Raw genomic sequence first — 23,430 nt, forward strand, 5'->3', positions numbered from 1 at the left:
TTGATACAAAATAAGACATAATTGATACACCGGTTTTGAACAGCGTCTGGTGTAATTTTGTAGTTATTAAAATTTTAAAATCATGCAATTCCCTTATCAATTAACTGCAAAAGGAACATATTCACTGAAAAACGTCCGTTTGGAAACAGGTTTTGAATACGAAAATGAAGAGGTAACCGGAACAAAAACAGATCTTTTCAGTATTGAGATTGAATACGGAAAGATAAAAGCGGTAAAGACCAACGATCCTGCTTCCAATGCTGTAGATGCCCAGGGATACCTCATGCTTCCCGCGTTCAGGGATATGCATATCCATCTGGATAAAACATGGTACGGACTTCCATGGCAGGCACTTTCTCCGAAAAGAAGAACCGTAAAAGATATGATTGCGTATGAACAGGAAATCATTCCTGAGCTGTTGAAAACTTCCGTTGAGAGAGCGGAACAGCTGATCAGCCTCCAGCAGCATTACGGGACTCATTTTGCAAGAACTCATTTCAATATTGATGCTACATCAGGAATGAAATCATTGGAACACCTTGAACAGGCTCTTGAAAATAAAAAAGATTCCTTTAAGGCTGAACTGGTTGCCTTCCCGCAACATGGTGTATATTACACAGAAACTGCCCCGTTAATGAAAGAAGCAGCAAAGCTTAAAAATGTAAGTTTTATTGGAGGACTTGATCCTTTAAGTATTGACGGAAGTATTGAGAAGGTAATGGATTTCACAGTACAGCTTGCCCTGGATCACAATAAAGGAATTGATATTCACCTTCATGAAGTAGGAGATTCGGGGATGAAAACCATCAATTATCTAATTGATAAGGCAATTGAGAATCCCGCACTCCAGGGAAAAACATTTGTTAGCCATGCTTTTGCTCTGGCGCATCTTTCTTCAAAAGAAACAGAGCAGATTGCGGAAAGACTGGCTGCCGGAAAAGTAGGAATAGCATCTTCTGTACCCTTCAACAAAACAATAATGCCAATTCCAACGCTAAAAAAATATGGAGTAAACGTATTAATAGGAAATGATAATGTGCAGGATTACTGGAGTACTTTCGGGTCCGGAAGTATGCTTCAGAAAGCAAATCTAATTGCAGAGTTGTATGGCTATGCGACAGAATTTGCATTGTCGAGAGCATTGCAGTTTGCAACACAAAGCACGCTTCCTCTGGATGAAAAAGGAGTACAGCAATGGCCGAAAGCAGGTGATGAAGCGGCTATAGTTCTGGCGGATGCTTCATGCTCAGCGGAAGCCGTTTCCAGAATGTCTGATATAAAAGCGCTGATGCACAACGGGAATTTATTTTGGCGAAGTTAATTTAAAATTGAAAATTGAAAGTTGAGAATTGAAAATGGGGAATGGGGAATTGAGAATTAAAGGGTGTCTTAGTATCAATATTTATTTTTCAAATCAATTGTTTCATCAATAGGAGTGGGCTTTGTCGCGCTTTAAGAAATAAATGAATCCAATTGGCTTTAGCTGAAACTCATATAATATTAATAACCGGTACCTGATAATCAAACAGTATCATGTCTGCTTTAAAATTTAGTGAGAAAACTCATTCAATATAAACATCTGTTAACAATGAAAATTCGTGATTCTTGTGATATCGAATGATGAGCATCAAAAAGCCTTCGGAAAATACATCCGAAGGCTTTTTTTTGAAATTAAATCTAAGTACTATATTGTATGTAATCCTATAAATTAAAGTTGGTCCATCCTGCATACCAGGTATCGTTAGCATCAGCTACGGCACCTCTGTAGGTTACTTTCTTGAACCAAGTGCTTAATTTAGCATTTGTGAATGTTCCACCTGTCAATAATGGAGACCCGGCAGAAGGAGTAAAGTTTGGAGTAGTTCCTGCAGGAGCCCATGCACCGGCAAGTTTTAAATCTGCTGTAGAAGCAAGAATGGTGTTTCCTTTAGCATTAAACCAATTGGTAAGATCGGCTAATGTATAATTCGTTGGAGTAGAAGTAGAAGGTCCGAATTTTAAAGGAGTTGTATTTCCTGCTAAAATATTGTTTTCAAAGAATAGTCTGTTCCCTGTAATGTTGTTATCAGTTGGTGTACCCTTGGTAGCATCAATGAATAATCCGACAGGGAATCCTGTGAAAGCAGAGTTGAATACTGAAATTGTTGAATTTCTTCTGATCTGCAATGCATTTTGGAATAATGAGTTGATTGAGCCCGGAGCAGCAGAATTGATTGGCCCGATAATCGTCATGTTAGAGAATGTAGCTGATGTCTGCGGAGTTAAAGGAGAACCGTTAGCATCGTTGTCAGATTCAAATGCATTAGAACCCGAAACGTCTGCTACCTGAGCGTCTCTTACTGCAATACCAAACTGGATATTTCCTGAGAAACCGTTATCTGTATCGAAATCGTCATCAAGGCCTTTATAAGAAATAAGGTGAGAACAGTTTACCGTTCCTCCGAACCATTCAAAACTGTCATCATTAGCATAAGCAACTTCTACATAATCTACAGTAGTACCATTACCTACACCTCCGAACGTAAGTCCGTTGATCTCTTTATCCGGTAAGAAAGCATACCCTGCATATTCAATTCTTACATACTTTAAGATTCCACTGTTGTCAGCAGCATTCGTTCCTCCATAAAGACCAAGACCTTCAGAGTTATTGATACCACCTTCAATCTCTCCAACTCCGTTTACTCCTCCGAAAGAAGCATTGGTAGGGGCATTTCCTAAAATTACAACACCTGCCCAGTCTCCTTTTTTAGGACTTGGTTTCTCTGATGTGAAGATAATAGGGTTGGCAGCGGTTCCTTCTGCCATGATTTTACTTCCTCTGGTAATAATTAAAGCTCCGTTTTTATCAGCCTCACCTACAATTTTTGTACCTGGTTCGATTGTTAAAGTAGCTCCATTACTTACATATACTAATCCTCTTAGCTTATAGATTTTATTAGCTTTAAGGGTAAGATTCGATGTGATTTTTCCTGAAAGAATAAGGTTTTCAGTCTCTCCGTTTCCGTTACCACCTTGAACGATGGTTGGTCCATCTTCTTCTATATTTCTACAAGCGGTAGTTGATACTATAGCGCCAAGCATTAAAGAATATAAAACGAACTTTTTCATGTTATAAAGAATTAAATTATTTTTATTAGATTATTTGTTGAGTATATTAAAAACTGTATCCCAGTGTTAAGCTGATATTGGTTCCTGTAAGTCTTTCAATGGCAAGTGCATCGCTTTTGTCATATTTACCATTGTCATTCAGGTCATGATAGAATTTGGCACGACGGTTCAGAATATCTGAAACATTCAGCTTGATCTCTCCTTTTTTGTTCCATATTTTTTTGGCAACCTGAAAATCAAGCAAAGGTCTTGGAGCTTCCCAGATTGGCGGAACCTGATCGTTTCCTACATAAAGAATTCTTCTTCCAATCATGTTGAAAAGTACCGTAGAAGACCATCCGCTTTTCTCAGCATCATACTGAAGGCTTAGGTTGATCGTATAAGGAGACTGTCCCTGCATTGGTCTGTCAATCTTAGTTGCTTCATCCGTTACTCTGTTCTTGATCAAAGCGAAGTTTCCACCCAATGTAAAGTTTTTTAGAGCGCTTGCGAAATCCAGTTTTTTTCTGAATTCGAGTTCTACCCCATATGCATCAGCCTTATCTACGTTAAGATAATTGAAGGTATTACTGGTTCCTACTCCAGATTGGTTGAAGTATAATTCAATTGGTTTTTTAAAGTTTTTATAGAATCCTGCTACGGATATGATTTCCCCGTTTCTTGGATAATATTCCCAACGAAGGTCTACGTTTGTAATTTTTGTTCTTTCAATAGACTTATTACCAATCACAGTAGCTCCCAAATCGAAATCATAATATGCCAAAGGAGAAACCTCTCTGAATTCCGGTCTTACAACAGTTTGTGAACCTGCAAGACGTACATTCATTTTAGGATTTACTTTGAATGTCAGGTTAACCGCAGGTAAAAAGTCAGTCACACGTGTATTTACAAAACGGTCATCGCTTCTTTTTGTACTGCCTACCAACTGGTCAAAATTTTCAACTCTTAATCCCCAGATTGCTCTTAACCATGGTGTGAAATTATTATCAAACTGTAAATATCCGGCATTAAGGATTGTATTGGCAATATATCGGTATTGGTCTCCGGCAATTTCATCAAATGTGAATCTTCCGTCGTTTCCAAAATTACCCGGATTGAAGATGGTTTCAAAAGGTTGAGAAAGTAACCCTTCATTATATCTTTCAAGCCTTACAGAGAAAGGTCTTGAGTTATATATTCTGTCTTTTACCTGGAATAAATATCCTCCTTTGATTGTTTGTTTCTGTCCAAACAGGGTAAATGTTTTGGAAATATCTCCACCCGCATTATATAGATAGTCACTCAAAGTAGAGTAAAAAACACTTCCTGATTTTTGAGAAAGACCATTGGAAATCAATGCCAGATAAGGACTTCCGTCCATATTTGTATACTGATTATACTGTAAACGCTGCAGCAAAGGAATATACTGATCCAGAATTCCGAAACTTCCATACCAGTTTACGTTAAATCCTCCAAGAGCCTCTATTTTGTGAGTACCTGTAAGGGTGGAATTGTAGAACGTTGTCTGTTTAAAACCTATTTCTCTGGCTATAATATTGGTTCCGTTGATCGGATCAAATTCAAAATCCTTTCCAGTTCTGAAAGACATATGATTCACCGTATTATTGGTGATAATATTCTTTAAGGAGATTTTATTATTGTTATTGAGCTTTAAAGAAAGGTTCAACATCCCTCCTAAAATAACATCATTACTGTATTTTTCAGTAAAATAATCAAAGTTGGTGTCTGCAAGCTGATTGTTGATGGTAAAGAAACGGTTGGTAGACTCAGTTCTTCTTTTGTTGTTGCTGTAATTCAAAACAGCAATTACTCCCAAATCTTTTCCAAAAAGTTTGGTATTGAAACCTCCGTCCAGCTGTAAGCTTATATTTTCAGGATATCCAACACTGTTATATCCGAAGTTTTTTGTGTAGCCCTTACCAATTTCTGTTTTCTGAGCTTCAGTCAGAATGCTGAATGCATTTTTCGCAGGCATATTGGTCGGGAGCTTTCTGGTACCGTCATCAATTCCTAAAAAGTCCCACTTTCCGCCTTTCTGCATAAAGAACTCCTGGCCCATTGTAGCCGTGTTTCCTCCTACACCTACCTGTACATTGAAGAAATTTTTATTAGGAATATCCTTAGTATTTACCTGGATCAATCCTCCTGCCCATTCCCCGGTATATTCAGGGATAAAAGTTTTGTTGATGACAAGGGTTTCGATAACGTTGGCAGGAAAAAGGTCAAAAGAGAATGTTTTTCTATCAGGCTCCGTACTGGAAAGCTGGATACCATTTAACATCGCCTGGTTGTAACGGTCAGAAAGACCTCTTACTACGATATATTTTCCGTCAAACAAACTCACTCCCGAAACTCTTTTCAGAACTTCACCTGTGTTTCTGTCCGGGCTTCTTTTAATAGCTTCTACTCCTATAACCTGGGAAACTACTCCGGCATTTTTTTGTAATCCGATAGTAGAGGCTATCGTTTCCTTTCTTGCATTAGATTTTATAACAACTCCCTCAATTTCCTTTTCTTTGGCAGATGGCTTGTCCAACACGATATCAAGGTGCGTGTTACCGTCATTTTTTACAATAACTTCACTGATTTCTTTTCTGTTGTATCCATTGGAGCTTACTGTTACAATATAGGAGGCACCGGGTGATAGATTGATAGAGTAGTAGCCGGAAATGTCAGTCGTTACCTCCTTATCATTTACTTTTACCTTTACTCCTTCTATAGGAGTGTTGTCTTTCTCATCCAATACCCTACCTTCCAAAACCTGACTTTGTGCAAAAGCATAGCCAGCAGAAAACAAGGCAAGTAGCACAATGCTCTTGTGGAGTTGTTTTTTCATTTTACTTCTTTTACTTCTTTTTCAAGGGCAAAATAAGGGCTAAGTTTTTAAGAAAACTTTAGGAGAATCTTAATTAATTGTGAAGTTTATGTTAATAGATAATATCTATTAATAAGCAGTAGAGTTCACTTTTTATGATTGTGTTTTTTGTTTTTATTTTAATTAATCTTTCGTATATTTGTTTTATCTGTATTTTTATATTGATATTTTTATTGATTTTTTAATTTAAAATTGATAAATTGTTTTTTAATAATTAGTTAACATAACATAAATGAGAAGACCGGTGAAAATACCTATTTTTGTGGGAATTCTTAAACTAGAAGATGAGCAAAAAAATTCTTTTAATAGACGATGAACTGGACATTTTAGAGATTCTGTCTTACAATTTAGAAAAAGAAGGTTATGATATCTATACGGCCACCAATGGTAATGAAGGTATAGAAAAAGCAAAGGAAATTATTCCGGACCTTATCCTTCTGGATGTAATGATGCCTGAAAAAGATGGCATTGAGACTTGTCAGGAACTTCGTAAAGTGAAAGAACTTCAAAAAACACTTATTGTTTTCCTTTCTGCAAGAAGCGAAGAATTTTCCCAGTTGGCAGGCTTTCAGGCCGGTGCTAATGATTATGTCGTAAAATTGATCAAACCGAAAATCCTTATTTCCAAAGTCAATGCATTATTACAGCTAACCTCTCAGGTTTCCGAGAATGCTAAACTTATAGAGATAGGTGATCTTGTTATCGATAAAGATAATTTTAGAGTTTCCAAAAGCGGACAGCAATTTCTTTTGCCTAAAAAAGAATTTGATCTGCTTTACCTCTTGGCTTCCAATACTGAAAAAGTTTTCAAAAGAGAAGAAATTCTTGAAAAAGTATGGGGTAATGATGTGATTGTAGGGGAAAGAACCATCGATGTTCACATCAGAAGATTAAGAGAAAAATTAGGAATCAACACCATTCAGACACTAAAAGGTATTGGTTATAAACTAATCGTTTAATCATAAAAAAAATCTAACTTTACGTTCAATCCTTAAAACGTTGTAAAATTGAAATTTTACAGACTTACCCTCGTTGCCTCCTGTCTGCTGACATTGGTGATGCTTTTTTTAGTAATCATTTTTGATTCACTAAAGGATATTTATTACGAAACCCCTTTATTCAAGACGGGTCTCTGGATCTCTGTGGTTCTGATATTTATTATCAACTATGTTGTGCTTGAACTTCTTTTCAATTATTACGGAAAGAAACAGGTACGAGGTCTTTCCGGAATTCTTCCCCAGGAAATGGTTAATGATAATGATGAAAATATTACCATTAAAGAATTGGGTGAAAGATTCTCAGATCTCAATCAGCAAAGAGCAACGGAGATTGATATGATGAAGGAAATGGAAAGCTACCGTAAAGAATATATCGGCAATGTTTCCCATGAACTGAAGACTCCTTTGTTTTCTATCCAGGGGTACGTAGAGACCTTAATGGACGGCGGCGTAGATAATCTTACCATTCGCGATAAGTATCTGGATAGGATTGATAAATCTGTGGAAAGACTTATCGCCATTGTGACAGATCTTGATATGATCAACAGGCTGGAAGCAGGTGAGATCAATCTTAACGTTTCAAAATTTGATGTAAACCTTCTGATTAAAGAGATTTTTGATCTTCTTGATCTTGAAGCCGAAAAACGAAATACTACATTACAGATTCAAACCCTTCATCCACAGATCTTTGTGGAGGCAGATAAACAGAAAATTTCTCAGGTTTTTATTAACCTTATTTCCAATGCGATCCATTATGCCAACAGGCAGGAAGCTAAAGTGATTGTAAAAACAAGCGTCTTAAAAAATAAAGTGCTGATAGAAGTCATAGACAACGGAATGGGAATCAAATCTGAAATACTTCCCAGAATATTTGAAAGATTCTACCGTGTAGAAACCAGCAGAAGCAGGAGAGAAGGCGGTTCCGGATTGGGATTAGCCATTGTAAAACACATTCTTGAAGCTCATAACGAAAACATTACCGTAGAAAGCGTTTACCTTGAAGGAACCAAATTTAGTTTTATGCTTGAAAAAAGTAAATAATTTTGGCAAAATGTAAGAAAAAAAAATATTTTAAAAAATCCTGAAATATTTTTTTGTCACCTTTCATTTATTATATATTTGCAACAGAGATTTATCATAATTATAAAGGCAAAAAGTAATTTAAGAAACTGATATGGTTTACAAAATCCGCGTAATATTAGATGCGAAAGAGGATATTTTCCGTGATATTGAAGTTAAGGGAAAACAAACATTATGGAACTTACATTTAGGAATTAAAAGTGCATTCAGTCTTCAGGGCGATGAACTTTCTACTTTTAATCTGTTAGAAGATGACGGAACAATAGTAAAGAATGTCCCATTGGAAGATATGAGTGATGATGGTGATGGTGAGATTATGTCAGACGTGTACATTGACGAGGCTTTTGCGAATGCAGGAGACAAAGCACAATTCCAGTATGGACTTCTTGATCTGTGGGAGTTTTTCTGTGAGCTTGTAGAAGTAATAGAAGAAACAAAAGGAGTAAACTATCCAATTACGGTATACAGATTTGGAAATGTTCCTCTGAAGGCACCTAGCAAGAATGGAAGTGCAGGAGGGAGCAAAAAGAAATCAGCAATGCCTTTGGCAGAAGAAGAGTTCGGATTTGATGATGATTTTGGATCAGGAGGAAACTTTTCTGATGAAGATGACAGCTATGATGATGAGGAAGAAGAAGACTACAACGACGATGTCTTTGATGATGAGGATGACAATGATGAGGAAAGATAAGATATAGATATAAGAGCCCCGGATTTTTGGTCTGGGGCTTTTTTATGAAGATAAAACGGCTACGCAGGGAAACCTACAAGGGTGAACTTGTGAAAACAATACTTTATATTCATGCTTCTGTAAGAAAATTTGCTGATCTGGGCCTTTATAAATTTGCCTTTCAGTCTTTTCATCCACAAAACAATCCTTACTTTTGTTAAAAACGGACTCATGAATAAATTAATTTTATTAAGCATAATTGGTCTGGGAATTGTTTCCTGTACCACTCAAAAAAATACAAGGAAGATGACAGAACTGCCAAAAGAATGGAAACATACTACCAATATCTATGAAGTAAATATCAGACAATATACTCAGGAAGGAACTTTCAAAGCATTTGCAAAAGAAATGCCCCGCCTGAAATCTATGGGGATAAAGACCCTTTGGTTGATGCCTGTCACCCCAATTGCCCAGCAAAATAAAAAAGGAAGTTTAGGAAGTCCTTATGCTGCGGCAGACTATACCTCTATTAATCCGGAATTCGGAACACTGCAGGATTTTAAAGATATGGTAAATGAAGCTCACAGGTTGGGTTTTAAAGTCATTATCGACTGGGTGGCCAATCATACCGGATGGGATCATGTATGGACCAAAACACATCCTGAGTTTTATTTGAAAGATCCGGATGGGAAATTTCATATTGCATCAGGAATGGATGATATTATTGAGCTGGATTATAAAAATCAGGAAATGCGCCAGGCCATGATTGATGCAATGAAATTCTGGGTGCAGGATACTGATATTGACGGTTTCAGATGCGACCTTGCTTCATGGGTGGAGGTTGATTTCTGGCAGCAGGCACGCCCTGAAGTGGAAAAAGTAAAGCCTCTTTTCTGGCTGGGAGAATTTGATGAACTGGAAAGCCCCGAGTATGGAAAAGTTTTTGACGCCAGCTATTCCTGGAAATGGATGCATAAATCTGCCGATTATTACAAGAAAAATGAACCCCTTCAGGAGCTGAAGGATTTATTGATACAATATTCCAATATAGGTGATGCTTCTATGAGAGCCTGGTTTACATCAAATCATGATGAAAACTCATGGAACGGAACAGAGTATGAAAAATATGGAGTAATCACAAAACCTATGGCCGTATTTTCTGCAACATGGAATGGTGTGCCGTTACTGTATTCCGGTCAGGAACTTCCTAATATGAAAAGGCTGGAGTTTTTCGAGAAAGATGTTATTAAATGGACCAATACCTATCAGGTAGCAGACTTTTATAAAATATTATTAGAGTTAAAAGCCTCCAATCCCGCTTTAAGAGGCGGAGATCCCAATGTTACAACCTATTTTCTGAATACAACAGCCAATGACAAAATTTTGGCGTATATAAGAAAAAATGGAAAAAATGAAGTGCTGGTTGTCTTAAATATGTCCAAAGAACCTGTGAATTTTTCAGTTCAGGATGAGCATTTAGAGGGGGCATTCAGAAATGTTTTTGATAAAACTAAAAGAGATTTCAATAATGGAAAAGATTTTACTTTCAAGGTTTCAGATTATGCTGTATTTGAAAAGTAAAAGTGGATACCATTGAAACATTGCCCGAAATTTTAAAATCTTAACCATTAGTTTTAAACAGTCCTGAATTCCCTTCTTCTTTAGAGGGGATTTCTTCCCGCCGCTAACAATAAAAATAATTCTACTCATAACAATGAACAAACAGGAAATATTAGACCAGATCAACACAAAAATTACCGATAAGATTCAATATTTTGAAAATCTGATTGCTGAAACCAGAGCTTCCAATAATGATACAAAAAGCTCAATGGGTGATAAATATGAAACAGGACGGGAAATGTTGCAGCAGCAAATCAATAACTTACAGAGACAGCTTAATGAAACATTAAACCAACAGGCTGTTTTGCAGAAAATTACCGCTGAACCTTCTGAAAAAGTTCAAAATGGAGCATTGGTTAAAACCAATAAGGGAATGTTTTATGTTTCCGCTTCTATGGGAGAATTTATTCTTGACAATCAGAAAATAATGACTGTTTCAGCAGAATCTCCCTTGGTGAAAGCAATGTTTGGCAAGAAAATAGCAGAGACATTTACCGTAAACAATATTGTTCAGAATATTGAAAACATCTGGTAAATAAAACTTAGCTTAATTATGAAATTGAAAAATTTACTTCTCATTGTCTTTTTAATAGGAAGTTTATTCATGAATGCGCAAACCCGAGCCAACATTTCAGGGAGATCATACGATTTGGTATCGGTAAGCCTTAAGGTGGATGGTTTTATAATTACACTTGATTCCCAGGGATTGATCAGTGATTTCCATTCCCCGGATTTGAACGGTTCTGTTGAATATTATGACGATCAGTATTTTGATGAGTATAAATATGGAAAGCTTAAAAGTATAGGCGGCATCAAAGTAGATTATTGGGATGATTTTAACCGTGAGGGAGCCAAATACGGCAAACTTAAAAGTATTGGAAATAGTAAGATAGATTATTGGGACGATTCCATTTTTAATACAGAAAAATTTGGGAAAGTAAAGAAGATCGGAAACCTGGCGGTTGATTACTGGACGAATGATATGATGGATAACAGCAGAATCGGAAAACTTAAATCTATAGGGGATATTTCCATTAATTATGGAACCAAAGATATTATTGATGATAGTAAATTCAAGAAAATTATTAAATTCGGTCCGATAAGCCTTGATTATTGGAATGATAAATTTATTGATAAAAATAAATATGGTCAGTTGAAATCAATCAATGGAAACAGTGAGAAAATAAGTGTTTTTGTACAGTAACTTTCATAAGATTCTCTTAGTAGAAACAGAATAGATACAAAACCAATAAAAAAAAGCAGATTAGACTTACTTTTTCCGTCAGAAAAACATATAGCTGAAACCTGTTTTAAGCAAAATAGTATTCTTTGTGAGTCATACTCTCTAGATGGCAGATATACAAACGTTTAATAAAACAATCAAAAGCATTCATGGAAATGAAGGTTTTTTTTATTACTTTTTTGCTAAATTTGGGGCATTAAATTTATTTCAAAATGCAAAATTACCTGGACCTTTTACAACATATCCTAGACAACGGAACTGATAAGACCGATAGAACAGGTACCGGAACAAGAAGTGTATTCGGGTATCAGCTGCGATATGACCTGTCAAAAGGTTTTCCTTTAGTAACTACTAAAAAGGTGCATTTGAAATCAATTATCTATGAGCTGCTTTGGTTTCTGAAAGGAGATACGAATGTAAAATACCTTAATGATAACGGGGTAAGTATCTGGGACGAATGGGCTAATGAAAATGGCGATCTGGGACCTGTTTACGGGGCACAGTGGAGAAGCTGGAATGGAGCTGACGGTAAAGTGGTGGACCAGATCACAGAAGTCATCGATCAGATCAAAAAAAATCCGGATTCCAGAAGGCTGATTGTATCTGCATGGAATGTAGCAGAAATTCCAAATATGGCATTGGCGCCTTGCCACGCACTATTCCAGTTTTATGTAGCAGATGGGAAACTTTCACTTCAGCTTTATCAGAGAAGTGCAGACGTTTTCCTTGGTGTACCGTTCAATATCGCAAGCTATGCATTGCTGCTAATGATGGTGGCTCAGGTTTGTGATCTGGAAGTAGGAGATTATGTTCACAGCTTTGGGGATGTTCATATTTATAATAATCACTTTGAGCAGGTAAACAGACAGCTGTCAAGAGATCCGAGGCCACTTCCTGCTATGAAACTGAATCCTGAGGTTAAAGATATTTTTGATTTTGATTTTGAAGATTTTACTCTGGAAAATTACGATCCGCATCCGGGAATTAAAGCGCCTGTAGCGATTTAAGCTTCTGTTATTCTGAACCCACTACACCAATTTTAAAAAACAAGATGAAAGAAAAACGGAACAATAATTACCTGATATTTTTGAATATCTTAATCATTGTTTACAATCTGTATATCTTTCTTTCTGTTTTTCAAAAGAAGGCAATTCTCACAGATGATTTAGCCAGTATCTATCAATCAGAATTTATTTCGGGTTCTTATTTCAGTTATATCTTCTCTTTTCTGGATTCTACCACAATGGCTGCGAGGCCGGTATCAGGATTGGTAATGGGAACATTATCCTTTTTGTCACATAATAATGAATCTGTATATTTTATCGGGCTTCTATTTTTTCCACTTTCATTAATGGTGATATACTGGGTGGCTCAGAAAATGCTGTCAAAAGAACTTGCCCTTCTTATTACTTTGCTGTATTCCTGCTCTTTAATAGGTACCAGTATCCAGTTTTCAAGTATTATGCTCAATTCAAATCTGGCAACCATCCTTTTTGTATTAAGCATCTACTATATATATGTACGAAAAAATGTTGTAGTAAGTTCATTATTTTTTATAGCATCAGTACTGAGCTATGAGATTTTTTTACCTTTAATTCTTCTTCATCTCTTTCTGATCAAAGGCAATAAAAAAAGGATTTTATTTGCAGCTCTTACATTAGGTATAATCGTAATTTTCAGAAAAATTATTCAGCCTAATGTATTTGTCAATTCTTATCAAAGAGATGAAGTAAGTAGAATATTTGAACTGAAAAGAGTAATGCAGGTGGTTGTTTTTTCTTTGAAGCTGTTTTTTAAAGACCTTTTTGCCGGTATTTACAGAGGGCTTCTGAACATAAGACAAATGAATGTTTTAGATGTAATATTGTCAGCAATCATTCCTTGGATTGTCTTTAAATTGTTCAGTGATTATGATTTTAAAAATAAATTACAGGATTATAAAAAACTGAGTATTCTTTCTTTGGTTTCCATACTGTTTGGACTAAGCATTTTTCTTTTCTCATCTTATATCCCGACACTCTTTGGATTTAATAACCGAAACCTTGGAGCAATAAGGCTTTTCTATACCCTGTTTATTATTTCAGGAGTTATTTTCTTGTCTGTTAAATTAAAAATGCACAATAAAACGATCAGCATTTTTCTTGCTGGTCTTGCTTTTGTTTTTATAATCACTAATATCAGTGTAAAAAACTCATGGATTTACGCAAGCAGGTTTAATAACAAGCTATTTGGAACATTGAAAACAGCTCTCAAAGATAATCATATTGAGAACGGAGAGATCTGCCTTGAATATGATGTATTTAACGAGCTTAAGAATAATCCTAAACTTACCCTCAGAGAACCTCTTTTCTATGACGACTGGGAAGGGCCTATGCTTTGTAAAATGAATGGTATTAACCCTCAGAGAATTCATGTTTATAATATGGTTCGCAAAGCAGACTGTGAGTTTAAATTTCTTTATAAAAACGGCAGAATGATCCGTATCAAATAACCGGTTATTCAAATTATTCTGACATAAAAGTCCCAAACAGGCTTTCCTTTAGCAATTGTTTCTGAAATAAGTTTTAAATTTGAAAGGAGAACAGCCTTGATTTTTGTTTCCTGAAAAGGAAGTGTGATAATAGGGGATGAAAAAATCAAATACTTATCAAAGAATATATTATGAAATATTTAAAAATAAATATTGAAGACCGTGCAGATATCGAAGTCTTAAAAAATGCCATCCTTCAGCTAAAAGGAGTTGCTTCTGCAGAAATTATTGATGATGAAAATCCGGAAAGCGAACTCAAGAAAGCTTTTGCCAAAACTAAGGAGCAGCTTAAAACGGGTGACTATGAGACTTTAGTCAATGACATTTTTGAGATAATAATTAAGAAATAATTCTAAAAAATAATAAAGTAAACAGATGAAAAAGGCCATTTTATCAATTGCTATACTGGGAATCCTTTTTTCCGCAAACGTATCAGCTCAAACCGAGACTTCAGGCAGAGAAAAAGTGTACAGAGCTACTCATACCAAAGTAACGGAACTTAAACATACCAAGCTGAAAGTAAATTTCGATTATCAGAAAGAGCAGATGAATGGGGAAGAATGGCTGACCGCTTCACCTTATTTCTATCCTGTGAATGAGCTTACACTAGATGCAAAGGGAATGCTGATCCATGAGGTAGCGCTTGATAACAATGGGAAAAAATCTCCTTTAAAGTATGAATACAAAGACGATGTTCTGAAAATTACTCTTGATAAAACTTACCAGAAAAATCAGGATTACACTGTTTACATCAAGTATACTTCCCGTCCTAATGAAGTGAAGCAGGAAGGAAGTATGGCCATCAATGATGCAAAAGGACTTTATTTTATTAATGCACAGGGAACAGACCCGGATCTTCCGACTCAGATCTGGACACAGGGGGAAACGGAATCTTCCTCAGCATGGTTTCCTACTATTGATAAACCCAATCAAAAGTCAACTCAGGAAATTTATATGACCGTTCCCGATAAGTATGTTACCCTTTCAAACGGTGTTTTAAAAGACTCACAGAAAGAATCCAATAATCTTAGAACTGATCATTGGGTGATGGATAAAAGGCATTCTACTTATCTTTTCTTTATGGGAGTGGGTGAATATGCTATTGTAAAAGACAAATGGAAAAATATTCCTGTTGATTATTATATAGAGAAAGAATATGAGCCTTATGCAAAACAGATCTATGGGAATACTCCGGAAATGATCGATTTTTTCTCTAAAAAAATGAATTATGATTATCCGTGGGCAAAATATGCACAGATTTCCGGCAGGAATTATGTGAGTGGAGCAATGGAAAACACCACGGCAACACTTCATGGAAGTGATATTCTTCAAAAACCTGGACAGCTTATTGATGAAAATAAATGGGAAGATACCATTGCTCATGAACTCTTCCACCATTGGTTTGGAGACCTTGTGACCGCAGAAAGCTGGAGCAATCTTACGGTAAATGAATCTTTTGCCAACTATTCCGAATATCTTTGGAATGAATATAAATATGGAAAAGATCAGGCAGATTATCATCTGATGAGTGATGTGAATATGTATCTTCATAATCCGGGTGATTTTAAGAAAAACTTAGTAAGATTCAACTATGCATCCCGTGAAGATGTTTTTGATCTGGTTACTTATCAGAAAGGAGGCGGAATTTTGAATATGCTCAGAAATTATCTTGGTGATGATGCATTCTTTGCCGGAATGAATGATTATCTGAGAACAAGTGAATATCAGAATGCAGAAGCACATCAGCTGAGATTATCCTTTGAAAAAGTTTCAGGAAAAGACCTGAACTGGTTCTTTAATCAATGGTATTTTGGAAGCGGAAACCCGAAAATAAACTATACATCTACGTTTGAACCGGTGAAAAAACAGGTTGCAGTAACCGTTACCCAAACGCAGGACCAGCCATTTGAATTTCCTCTGGCCATTGATGTTTATGATAACGGAAAACCAAAGAGATACCATGTTTGGGTAAATGCTGAAGCAAAGAATACATTCAATTTTGATGTTTCAAAAACTCCGGATTTATTGAATATTAATGCAGACGGAGTTTTATTAGCCGAAATTACCGATACTAAAACTCCTGAGCAGAATCTGATGCAGTTTACCAATTCTAAGGAATTCAAAAGCAGATATCAGGCCTTAACAGGAATAAAAGATCAGACCGGGAAAAGCCCTGCTGTAGTAAAACTGTTAGCTGCTGCATTGAAAGATCCGTTTTTCAGAGTAAGAATAAAAGCTTTAGAATTAATAGACCTTACCAATCCTGAACAGATGAAGGCTTTGGGGGCAGAGGTTGAGAGAATAGCGGTTAATGACCCGAAAACCTTAACTCAGGCTGCGGCAATTGCTTCTTTGGCAAAAACAAAAGACAAGAAATATTTTCCGATTTTTGAAAAAGGAGTGAATGCCGTTTCTAACGCTGTTAAAGCCAATTCTTTGAGTGCTCTTCTTACGATTGACCCGTCAAAAGCAAGTACACTGGCTGATAAGATAGATTTAGATGGAGCTTCAGATGAACTGCGCGGACAAATGCTTCCGATTATTGTGAAGAATAAAGTAACCTCCCAGATGACGAATATTACTCCACTAGCAGCTTTTTATCCGTTTATCAAATTTCAGAATCCGGAATTGGGAAAAGCAGCAGAAGAAGGTTTCAACTGGATTATGAGCTCAGACAATTTGAAGGCGACAGAAAGTATTACGAAAATAGCGGGTTATGCAAAAAATCAGATGGCAGACAATCCACAGGCTAAAATGATGATGGCTCAAATACTAAAAGACGGTTTAAGTAAAAAAATGGAACTGCTGAGACAGAATCCTCAGAATGCAGCAAGTATCAACAAGCAGATTGATGTATTGAATAAAGCCATTGAAAACTATAAATAGAATCGAAATTTTTGGCAATCAGAAATGATTGAAGATAAGTGAAAATTAAAGCCGGCAGATTTTGCCGGCTTTATTTATATCTCTGAGGTACACTTATTTTTAATAATATTACAAAAATCAGCATTTTTTAACACTGCTTTTTACATTATCTTTCATAAATTCGTTTAAAATTTAGAAAATTATGAGTTTTGGAATTGAGGCGGCAAGCTATTATGTGCCTTCTTTGTATTTGGAGATTAAGGATTTAGCTGAAAAAAGAGGAATAGAGCCGGCGAAGCTGGAGAAAGGATTGGGACTACATAAAATGGGACTTTCGGACGTTCATGAAGATGCAGCTACATTCGCAGCAGAAGCATTGCTGAAACTTATAAAAGACTATACTGTCAGTCCAAAAGAAATAGCAAGAGTATATCTGGGAACAGAAAGTGCTGTGGACGCAGCAAAACCTACAGCTTCTTATGCCGTACAGATGGTAGAAAAAGTGCTGGAAGGAGAATTTGGAGAAAGAAGTTTTAAAAACTGTGATATTCTGGATATGACTTTTGCCTGTGTAGGAGGGGTAGATGCATTGCATAATGCGCTGGATTTTGTAAGGGTGAATCCGGATAAAAAGGCAGTAGTGATTGCCAGTGATTATGCAAAATATGAATTAGCTTCTTCAGGTGAATATACACAGGGAGGAGGAGCTGTTGCTATTCTGATCTCTTCAAAACCTGATCTTCTTGAAATAGAAAATAACTGGGGAGTGGCTTCGGAAAGTGTTTTTGATTTTTTCAAACCCAGAAGAACGCACAAAAAAGACGAATTGAAAGGAGCTCCTGAGACTTATCCTGAAAAAATAGAAATCTTTACAGACGAGCCTGTTTTTGACGGACAATATTCCAACCAATGTTATCAGGACAGAATCCGGGAAGCCTATCATCATTATAAGGAAATCTCAGGAAAGGAGAAACCTTATGAAAGCTGGAAATACATTATCTTTCATCTTCCATATGCCTTTCATGGAAAAAGAGTTTTTACTGAGATCTACAGCCTTGAGAATGGCCTTTCTTATGAAACTGCGGATGAGCAGAAAGCAGTTGCAAAGTCTGAAAATTATCTGAAATTAATTAATGATAAAATAGAAAAGACACAGAGAGCCTCTTCTGAAATAGGGAATATGTATACAGCATCTATTTTTATGGCCCTTCTTTCTGCTTTACAGACCTCTTTTAACGAAAATGAGGAACTTCATGGGAAAGAAATAGGGTTCGTGGGATATGGAAGTGGTTCAAAATCAAAAGTTTTTGCAGGAAAGGTCTCTGAAAACTGGAAAAAAGTGGTTGAAAAATGGAATTTATTTGAAAGTTTAAATAATAGAATCCCTGTTGACTTTGAAACTTATGAAAAACTTCATAGAAAACAGCTTGAGCGATCCGTTAATGAAAAGTACAGGGGTTTTGGTCTTCATTCTGTAGAAGCTGATAACCCTGTTAGGATTGGAGCCAGGTATTACAGGCATCAATAGTGATATTATTTATTCTAAAAATAGTAAAAAGCATCTCAATTGTTGGGGTGCTTTGTTTTTTTTGTGATTTTATTGGGTATTTTATATTTTTTTATCGTGTTTTTTATCGGATTTATATTTTTTGTTTTTTATATTATTTACTCAAAGCCAATTATTGATGTAATTTTTTAATGAATTTCTTACAATTAGCATAGGGTGGTAAAATATTTATGACTTATTAAAATTTTGTTAATGATCAGTTGTGTTTTAATATTTTTTTGTTTTGAAACTTTCTGACTATTTGTTTTGTTTTAATAGTGATTAATTCGATATTTTTTTCTCTTTACTCCCTTTTTATTAGTGATTTATTACTTGAATCTGTGTTTTCTAATTAACATATTTGCCTTTAAAATATCTTAAAATTTGTTAATATGAATGTAAAACTAGGTGTATTAAGTGCCGGAGTACTGTTTTTTCTCGGACAGAGCCTCATGGCACAAAAGGCAAAAAAAGATACGTCTTCTGTAAAAGAAATTGATGAGGTAGTTGTCGTTGCTTTTGGATCGCAAAAAAAACAGTCCATAGCTGGATCTATTGGTAAAATTGATGCAAAAGAACTTGCTAATGCCCAGTCGAGTAATGTTATGTCTTCATTATCAGGCAAAGTTGGAGGGGTTCAGATCACTACAAATTCAGGTCAACCGGGAGATCCTCCACAGGTTAGATTTAGAGGGTTAGGATCGCTATCCTCTTCTAATAATCCTTTATATGTTGTGGATGGAATGCCTTTTGGTGGTAATATTAACTCTTTGAATAATAACGATATCGAGAGTATTACATTCCTTAAAGATGCATCTGCTAATGCACTATATGGAAGTAGGGGCGCAAATGGAGTTGTTATTATTACAACTAAGAAAGGAACAAAAGGTAAAATGAATATTACTTTTGATACAAAATTCGGAGTTAATACCAGAGCAGTAAAGGAGTATGATATAATTAAGAGCCCAGGTGAATACTATGAGGTTTATTTCGAAAGATTAAGACAAAGTAATATTTTTGCTGGTCAAAACTATGCTACAGCGACTAATAACGCAATTAATGATCTGATTACCGGAGGTGATGGACTTTCTTATAATAACTACAATGTACCTAATATTAATCTTATTGATCCTTCAACAGGTAAGATAAATCCTACCTCAAAACTTTTATACTATGATGATTGGCAAAAAGAGTTGTTTAAGCCAAATGTTAGACAAGAGTATAATATAGGTATCCAGTCTGGATCTGAAAAATTAAATACTTATTTCTCATTAGGGTATTTAAATGATGAAGGATATTTATTAAATTCTGGATTTAAAAGGTTTTCCGGGCGTTCAAAAGTTGATTACCAAATAACAAATAAATTAAAATTAAATACAAGTTTAAATTATTCCAGAACGGATCAGGGCGCTCCTAACTCTTTATCTGGAAGTAGCCAATATTCTAATTTAGTAAGGTGGTCAAGAAATATTGCTCCTATTTTTCCTATTTGGGCAAGAAATACTGACGGTAGTTTTAAGTATACTTCTACAGGAGATAGGATGTTTGACTTTGGTAGTTTAACGAACCCAAATGGAATGGGGTTAGCTAGAAATTATGGAGGTGGGTTAAATGCATATGCTAAGGCTCTATTAGATCAAGTTAGAAATATTGAAGATAATATCAATGGTAGAGCAAGTTTATCATGGGATTTTTATGATGGGTTTAATTTTACTTATAATTTCGGTGCTGATATAGTCAGTGGAAATTATAGCTTCTACGGAAATAACTTAGGGGGAGACTATCTTTCTCAAAATGGTTCGGTAAGGACAGCTACCTCAAATGAACAAACTTTTAACAATCAGCAATTACTATCTTGGAAGAAAGCATTTGGAAGACATACGATTGATGTGATGGTTGGCCATGAAAGTAATGATTATACAGCTAAAATGTTATCTGGTACAAGGTCAAATCTAGTAATTCCGGGTTTAACTAATGTGAGTAACGGATCACGTTATAGTGATCTTAATGGTTATAATGATAATTATAATGTAGAAGGGTTATTGTCTAGACTAAACTATGGTTATGCAAATAAGTATTTCATAAATGCGAGTTTTAGAAGGGATGGATCTTCTGTTTTCAGTCCTGAAAATAGATGGGGTAACTTCTTTGGTTTAGGAGCCGCATGGATGCTATCAAATGAAAATTTCTTGAAAGGAAATAAAGTCATTACAAGTTTGAAACTTAAGGGAAGTTATGGTGAGCAAGGAAATGATGCACTGTTCTATCCTTCTACTACCAATATAAATCATAGAAGTTATTTTGGTTTTAGAAGAAACTTCAGGGCATATGAGTCTCAATACGAGAATATCCCTGATGCTTCTGGAAATGTTTCTATCGTCCAGGTTTATGAAGGAAATAAGGACTTAAAATGGGAAACTTCTAAAAACTTAAATACAGGTTTTGAATTAGAATTACTCAACAGAATTACTATCGATGTAGAATATTTCCAAAGAAAGGTAAGTGATTTATTATTTAACTTTCCACTTCCTCCTTCTACAGGAACTTCTTTTATCACAAGAAATATTGCTGATATGAAGAATGAAGGTTTTGAAATTAATATATCTGGTGATATATTTAAAGGGCAAGACTTTAATTGGACGTTGTATGGAAATACTACCTACTATAAAAATACAGTTACATCTTTACCTAATCCATTTACTTCTGGAACATTTAGATTTGAAGAAGGAATTTCTGCATATACTTTCAATATTAGAAAATTTGCGGGAGTAAATGGTACAAATGGTAATGCAGTTTGGTATAAAGACGTGAAAGATATTAACGGAAATATCATATCACAGACTACAACAGAGGTTTATTCTGATGCTACCTTATACAGGTTAGATAAAAATGCAAATCCTAAATTCTATGGTGGCTTTGGAACAAAGATCGGATATAAAGGGATCAATGTTTCAGCGAATTTTGGATACCAATTTGGCGGATATATGTATGATGGAATTTATGCAGGTTTAATGCAGTCTGGAACAGGAGATGTTAAAAATTATCATAAAGATATTTATAATACTTGGACATCTACTAATACATCAGCTTCTCTTCCCGCAATTGATAGATTAAGAGATAATAATATGGCTGCTTCGGATTTATTCCTGATTAAATCCGACTACATAAGTCTTGAAGATGCATCAATTACTTACGATCTAAAAAATGATTGGTTGCCAGATGGACTTTCAGGTGTAACATTTGGGGTATTTGGCTCTAATTTAGCTCTGTGGTCAAAAAGAAAAGGAATGGACCCTCGTTTAATCACATTAGGGAATTCACTAAGTACAAATGGGCAGACTCAGAACAGATATGGAGCACAGAGAACAATATCTTTTGGTTTAACAGTTAAATTTTAGAAAAATGAAAAAAGTATTTGGTATATTATTATGTTCAGTATTAGTCCTTACAGGATGTGGGCAAAATTATTTAGATACAGATTTAGAATCAACAATTAATAATGAACAGTTAGCTACTTCGCCTGCGGCTTTACAGGGTTTGGTAGATGGTATCTATACAAGTCTTCACACTTATGGTTTGGCTTCACCAGGAAACCATGAGGATTTTGGTCATAAAGGAATTCTTTCAGGAATGGATATGATGTCTAACGATATGCTGCAGACTGCCAGTCATTTTTTTGTTGCTTTTTATAGTTATACTGGAAGAGTGCAAACCTCAACAAGAACTTTATTTGCATGGAAAGTATATTATCAACAAATTAAAGCTGCCAATAATGTGATTAACGCCATAGAAGAAAATGGACTTACTGAAGAGAATAAATCAATGTATGGCCAGGCTCTGGCGGTAAGAGGATATTGTTATTTTATGCTAGCTAGAATCTTTGGTCCTACTTATGTTGGAAATACCTCTGCAGCATGTGTACCTCTCTATATAAAAGCATCTCTTGAAGGGAAGCCTAGAGCAACTGTTGGTGAGGTATATGCACAAATTACGGCAGATTTATCTAAGGCTATCGTAAACTTAGAAGGGTTTTCTAGAATAAATAAAGAAAAAATTGATAAAAGCATTGCTCAAGCATTTTTAGCCGAAGTTTCTTTAGAAATGGGTAATTATACTCAGGCTGCTTCAATGGCAAACCTTGCTAGAGAGCTATATACTCAGCCTACAGAGGCTCAATGGAAGGATGGATTTTATGATTTAAATTCCAATCCTGATATAATGTGGGGAGGAATTATCACATCTGAAACTTCATCTTTTGTCGCAAGTTTCTTTTCTCACTTTGATAATACTAACCCAGCAGGCTATGCAGGAGGTTTAGGTATTTATAAGTCTATTGATAAAAGATTATATGATGCTATTTCTGTTACAGATTATAGAAAGACTGTATATCAGCCAGCCAATAATGCGGTACCTTACAAGTTGCCAAAATATGCTAATCTGAAATTTAGAGATCAATCTGTTGGTAATGGTGGCGATTATGTTTATATGAGAGCATCTGAAATGTATTATATTGAAGCAGAAGCTTTGGCGAAATTAGGAGACGAAACTCAGGCCAGAACATTATTAAGTGAAATTACGGTTTTGAGAGATCCAAGTTATATTGTAACTGCCTCTGGTAATGCTCTTATCAACGAAATTATTCTTCAGAAAAGAATTGAATTATGGGGAGAAGGCTGTGCTTGGTTTGATATGAAGAGGTTAGGTGTGGCTCTAACAAGAGACTATCCAGGAACTAATCATAATCTATTAGTTGGTAAACTAAATATACCCGCTGGAGATCCAAGGTTTACTTTCCAAATTCCACAGTCTGAAATATTAGCAAACCCAGACGTGACGCAAAATCCTTAATTTTCATTTATATAGGCTGTTATAAAAATGTAGAAAAAAATTATGGA

At 35.5% G+C, this 23,430-nt stretch carries 16 protein-coding genes; 14 read left to right on the plus strand and 2 right to left on the minus strand.

The genetic code is table 11. The features are described 5' to 3' along the window. Positions 1-82: 82 nt before the first annotated feature. Entirely contained in the window at positions 83-1,321 is a 1,239-nt protein-coding gene (locus AC27VX_RS15200; RefSeq protein WP_488696464.1) for an amidohydrolase, read from the plus strand. A gap of 380 nt (positions 1,322-1,701) precedes the next feature. On the opposite strand, the gene AC27VX_RS15205 is transcribed toward AC27VX_RS15200, so the two are convergent. Further along, on the minus strand, positions 1,702-3,108 hold the full coding sequence (locus AC27VX_RS15205; protein WP_488696466.1) for a hypothetical protein: 1,407 nt from the start codon (positions 3,106-3,108) through the stop codon (positions 1,702-1,704). 46 nt (positions 3,109-3,154) lie between these two features. After that, complete coding sequence (locus AC27VX_RS15210) at positions 3,155-5,944, minus strand: TonB-dependent receptor domain-containing protein (RefSeq protein ID WP_236855591.1); 2,790 nt, start codon at positions 5,942-5,944, stop codon at positions 3,155-3,157. 323 nt (positions 5,945-6,267) lie between these two features. Between AC27VX_RS15210 and AC27VX_RS15215 the strand changes: the two genes are divergently transcribed. From AC27VX_RS15215 to AC27VX_RS15275, 13 genes are all read left to right on the plus strand, one after another. Beyond that, a complete protein-coding gene (locus AC27VX_RS15215; protein WP_236855590.1) occupies positions 6,268-6,942 on the plus strand; it encodes a response regulator in 675 nt (224 codons plus the stop codon). Positions 6,943-6,990: 48 nt separating this feature from the next. Beyond that, positions 6,991-8,022, plus strand: coding sequence for a sensor histidine kinase (locus AC27VX_RS15220; protein ID WP_236855589.1), 1,032 nt, complete (start codon positions 6,991-6,993; stop codon positions 8,020-8,022). A 133-nt stretch (positions 8,023-8,155) separates the two neighbouring features. Next, complete coding sequence (locus AC27VX_RS15225) at positions 8,156-8,752, plus strand: IS1096 element passenger TnpR family protein (RefSeq protein WP_236855588.1); 597 nt, start codon at positions 8,156-8,158, stop codon at positions 8,750-8,752. A 210-nt stretch (positions 8,753-8,962) separates the two neighbouring features. Continuing rightward, positions 8,963-10,312: an alpha-amylase family glycosyl hydrolase gene (locus tag AC27VX_RS15230; protein ID WP_488696469.1), complete on the plus strand. Its 1,350-nt coding sequence runs from the start codon at positions 8,963-8,965 to the stop codon at positions 10,310-10,312. A gap of 133 nt (positions 10,313-10,445) precedes the next feature. Then, positions 10,446-10,886, plus strand: a complete 441-nt coding sequence (locus AC27VX_RS15235) for a hypothetical protein (protein WP_488696471.1) — start codon at positions 10,446-10,448, stop codon at positions 10,884-10,886. A gap of 18 nt (positions 10,887-10,904) precedes the next feature. Continuing rightward, positions 10,905-11,555: a hypothetical protein gene (locus AC27VX_RS15240; protein WP_236855585.1), complete on the plus strand. Its 651-nt coding sequence runs from the start codon at positions 10,905-10,907 to the stop codon at positions 11,553-11,555. 251 nt (positions 11,556-11,806) lie between these two features. Further along, entirely contained in the window at positions 11,807-12,601 is a 795-nt protein-coding gene (locus AC27VX_RS15245; protein WP_236855584.1) for a thymidylate synthase, read from the plus strand. A 44-nt stretch (positions 12,602-12,645) separates the two neighbouring features. Beyond that, entirely contained in the window at positions 12,646-14,085 is a 1,440-nt protein-coding gene (locus AC27VX_RS15250) for a hypothetical protein (protein WP_488696473.1), read from the plus strand. 170 nt (positions 14,086-14,255) lie between these two features. Continuing rightward, positions 14,256-14,474: a hypothetical protein gene (locus AC27VX_RS15255; RefSeq protein WP_236855582.1), complete on the plus strand. Its 219-nt coding sequence runs from the start codon at positions 14,256-14,258 to the stop codon at positions 14,472-14,474. Between the two features lie 25 nt (positions 14,475-14,499). Continuing rightward, complete coding sequence (locus AC27VX_RS15260; protein ID WP_488696475.1) at positions 14,500-17,010, plus strand: M1 family metallopeptidase; 2,511 nt, start codon at positions 14,500-14,502, stop codon at positions 17,008-17,010. Between the two features lie 181 nt (positions 17,011-17,191). Beyond that, positions 17,192-18,517 (plus strand): hydroxymethylglutaryl-CoA synthase family protein, encoded by a 1,326-nt coding sequence (locus AC27VX_RS15265; RefSeq protein WP_488696477.1) that lies wholly within the window; start codon positions 17,192-17,194, stop codon positions 18,515-18,517. Between the two features lie 410 nt (positions 18,518-18,927). Further along, positions 18,928-21,933 carry a SusC/RagA family TonB-linked outer membrane protein gene (locus tag AC27VX_RS15270; protein WP_488696479.1) on the plus strand — a complete coding sequence of 1,002 codons (3,006 nt, stop codon included), beginning with the start codon at positions 18,928-18,930 and terminating at the stop codon, positions 21,931-21,933. A gap of 4 nt (positions 21,934-21,937) precedes the next feature. After that, positions 21,938-23,383: a RagB/SusD family nutrient uptake outer membrane protein gene (locus AC27VX_RS15275; RefSeq protein WP_488696481.1), complete on the plus strand. Its 1,446-nt coding sequence runs from the start codon at positions 21,938-21,940 to the stop codon at positions 23,381-23,383. Positions 23,384-23,430 lie beyond the last annotated feature (47 nt).

It is taken from the genome of Chryseobacterium sp. 14P4.3.2, assembly GCF_057799275.1.

Excerpts from the sequence above, each read along its gene's own strand:
- AC27VX_RS15270 (WP_488696479.1), top strand. The coding sequence starts at position 18,928 with ATGAATGTAAAACTAGGTGTATTAAGTGCCGGAGTACTGTTTTTTCTC.
- AC27VX_RS15225 (WP_236855588.1), top strand. The coding sequence starts at position 8,156 with ATGGTTTACAAAATCCGCGTAATATTAGATGCGAAAGAGGATATTTTC.
- AC27VX_RS15215 (WP_236855590.1), top strand. The coding sequence starts at position 6,268 with ATGAGCAAAAAAATTCTTTTAATAGACGATGAACTGGACATTTTAGAG.
- AC27VX_RS15260 (WP_488696475.1), top strand. The coding sequence starts at position 14,500 with ATGAAAAAGGCCATTTTATCAATTGCTATACTGGGAATCCTTTTTTCC.
- AC27VX_RS15205 (WP_488696466.1), bottom strand. The coding sequence starts at position 3,108 with ATGAAAAAGTTCGTTTTATATTCTTTAATGCTTGGCGCTATAGTATCA.
- AC27VX_RS15265 (WP_488696477.1), top strand. The coding sequence starts at position 17,192 with ATGAGTTTTGGAATTGAGGCGGCAAGCTATTATGTGCCTTCTTTGTAT.
- AC27VX_RS15230 (WP_488696469.1), top strand. The coding sequence starts at position 8,963 with ATGAATAAATTAATTTTATTAAGCATAATTGGTCTGGGAATTGTTTCC.
- AC27VX_RS15200 (WP_488696464.1), top strand. The coding sequence starts at position 83 with ATGCAATTCCCTTATCAATTAACTGCAAAAGGAACATATTCACTGAAA.
- AC27VX_RS15275 (WP_488696481.1), top strand. The coding sequence starts at position 21,938 with ATGAAAAAAGTATTTGGTATATTATTATGTTCAGTATTAGTCCTTACA.
- AC27VX_RS15255 (WP_236855582.1), top strand. The coding sequence starts at position 14,256 with ATGAAATATTTAAAAATAAATATTGAAGACCGTGCAGATATCGAAGTC.
- AC27VX_RS15235 (WP_488696471.1), top strand. The coding sequence starts at position 10,446 with ATGAACAAACAGGAAATATTAGACCAGATCAACACAAAAATTACCGAT.
- AC27VX_RS15250 (WP_488696473.1), top strand. The coding sequence starts at position 12,646 with ATGAAAGAAAAACGGAACAATAATTACCTGATATTTTTGAATATCTTA.
- AC27VX_RS15210 (WP_236855591.1), bottom strand. The coding sequence starts at position 5,944 with ATGAAAAAACAACTCCACAAGAGCATTGTGCTACTTGCCTTGTTTTCT.
- AC27VX_RS15245 (WP_236855584.1), top strand. The coding sequence starts at position 11,807 with ATGCAAAATTACCTGGACCTTTTACAACATATCCTAGACAACGGAACT.
- AC27VX_RS15240 (WP_236855585.1), top strand. The coding sequence starts at position 10,905 with ATGAAATTGAAAAATTTACTTCTCATTGTCTTTTTAATAGGAAGTTTA.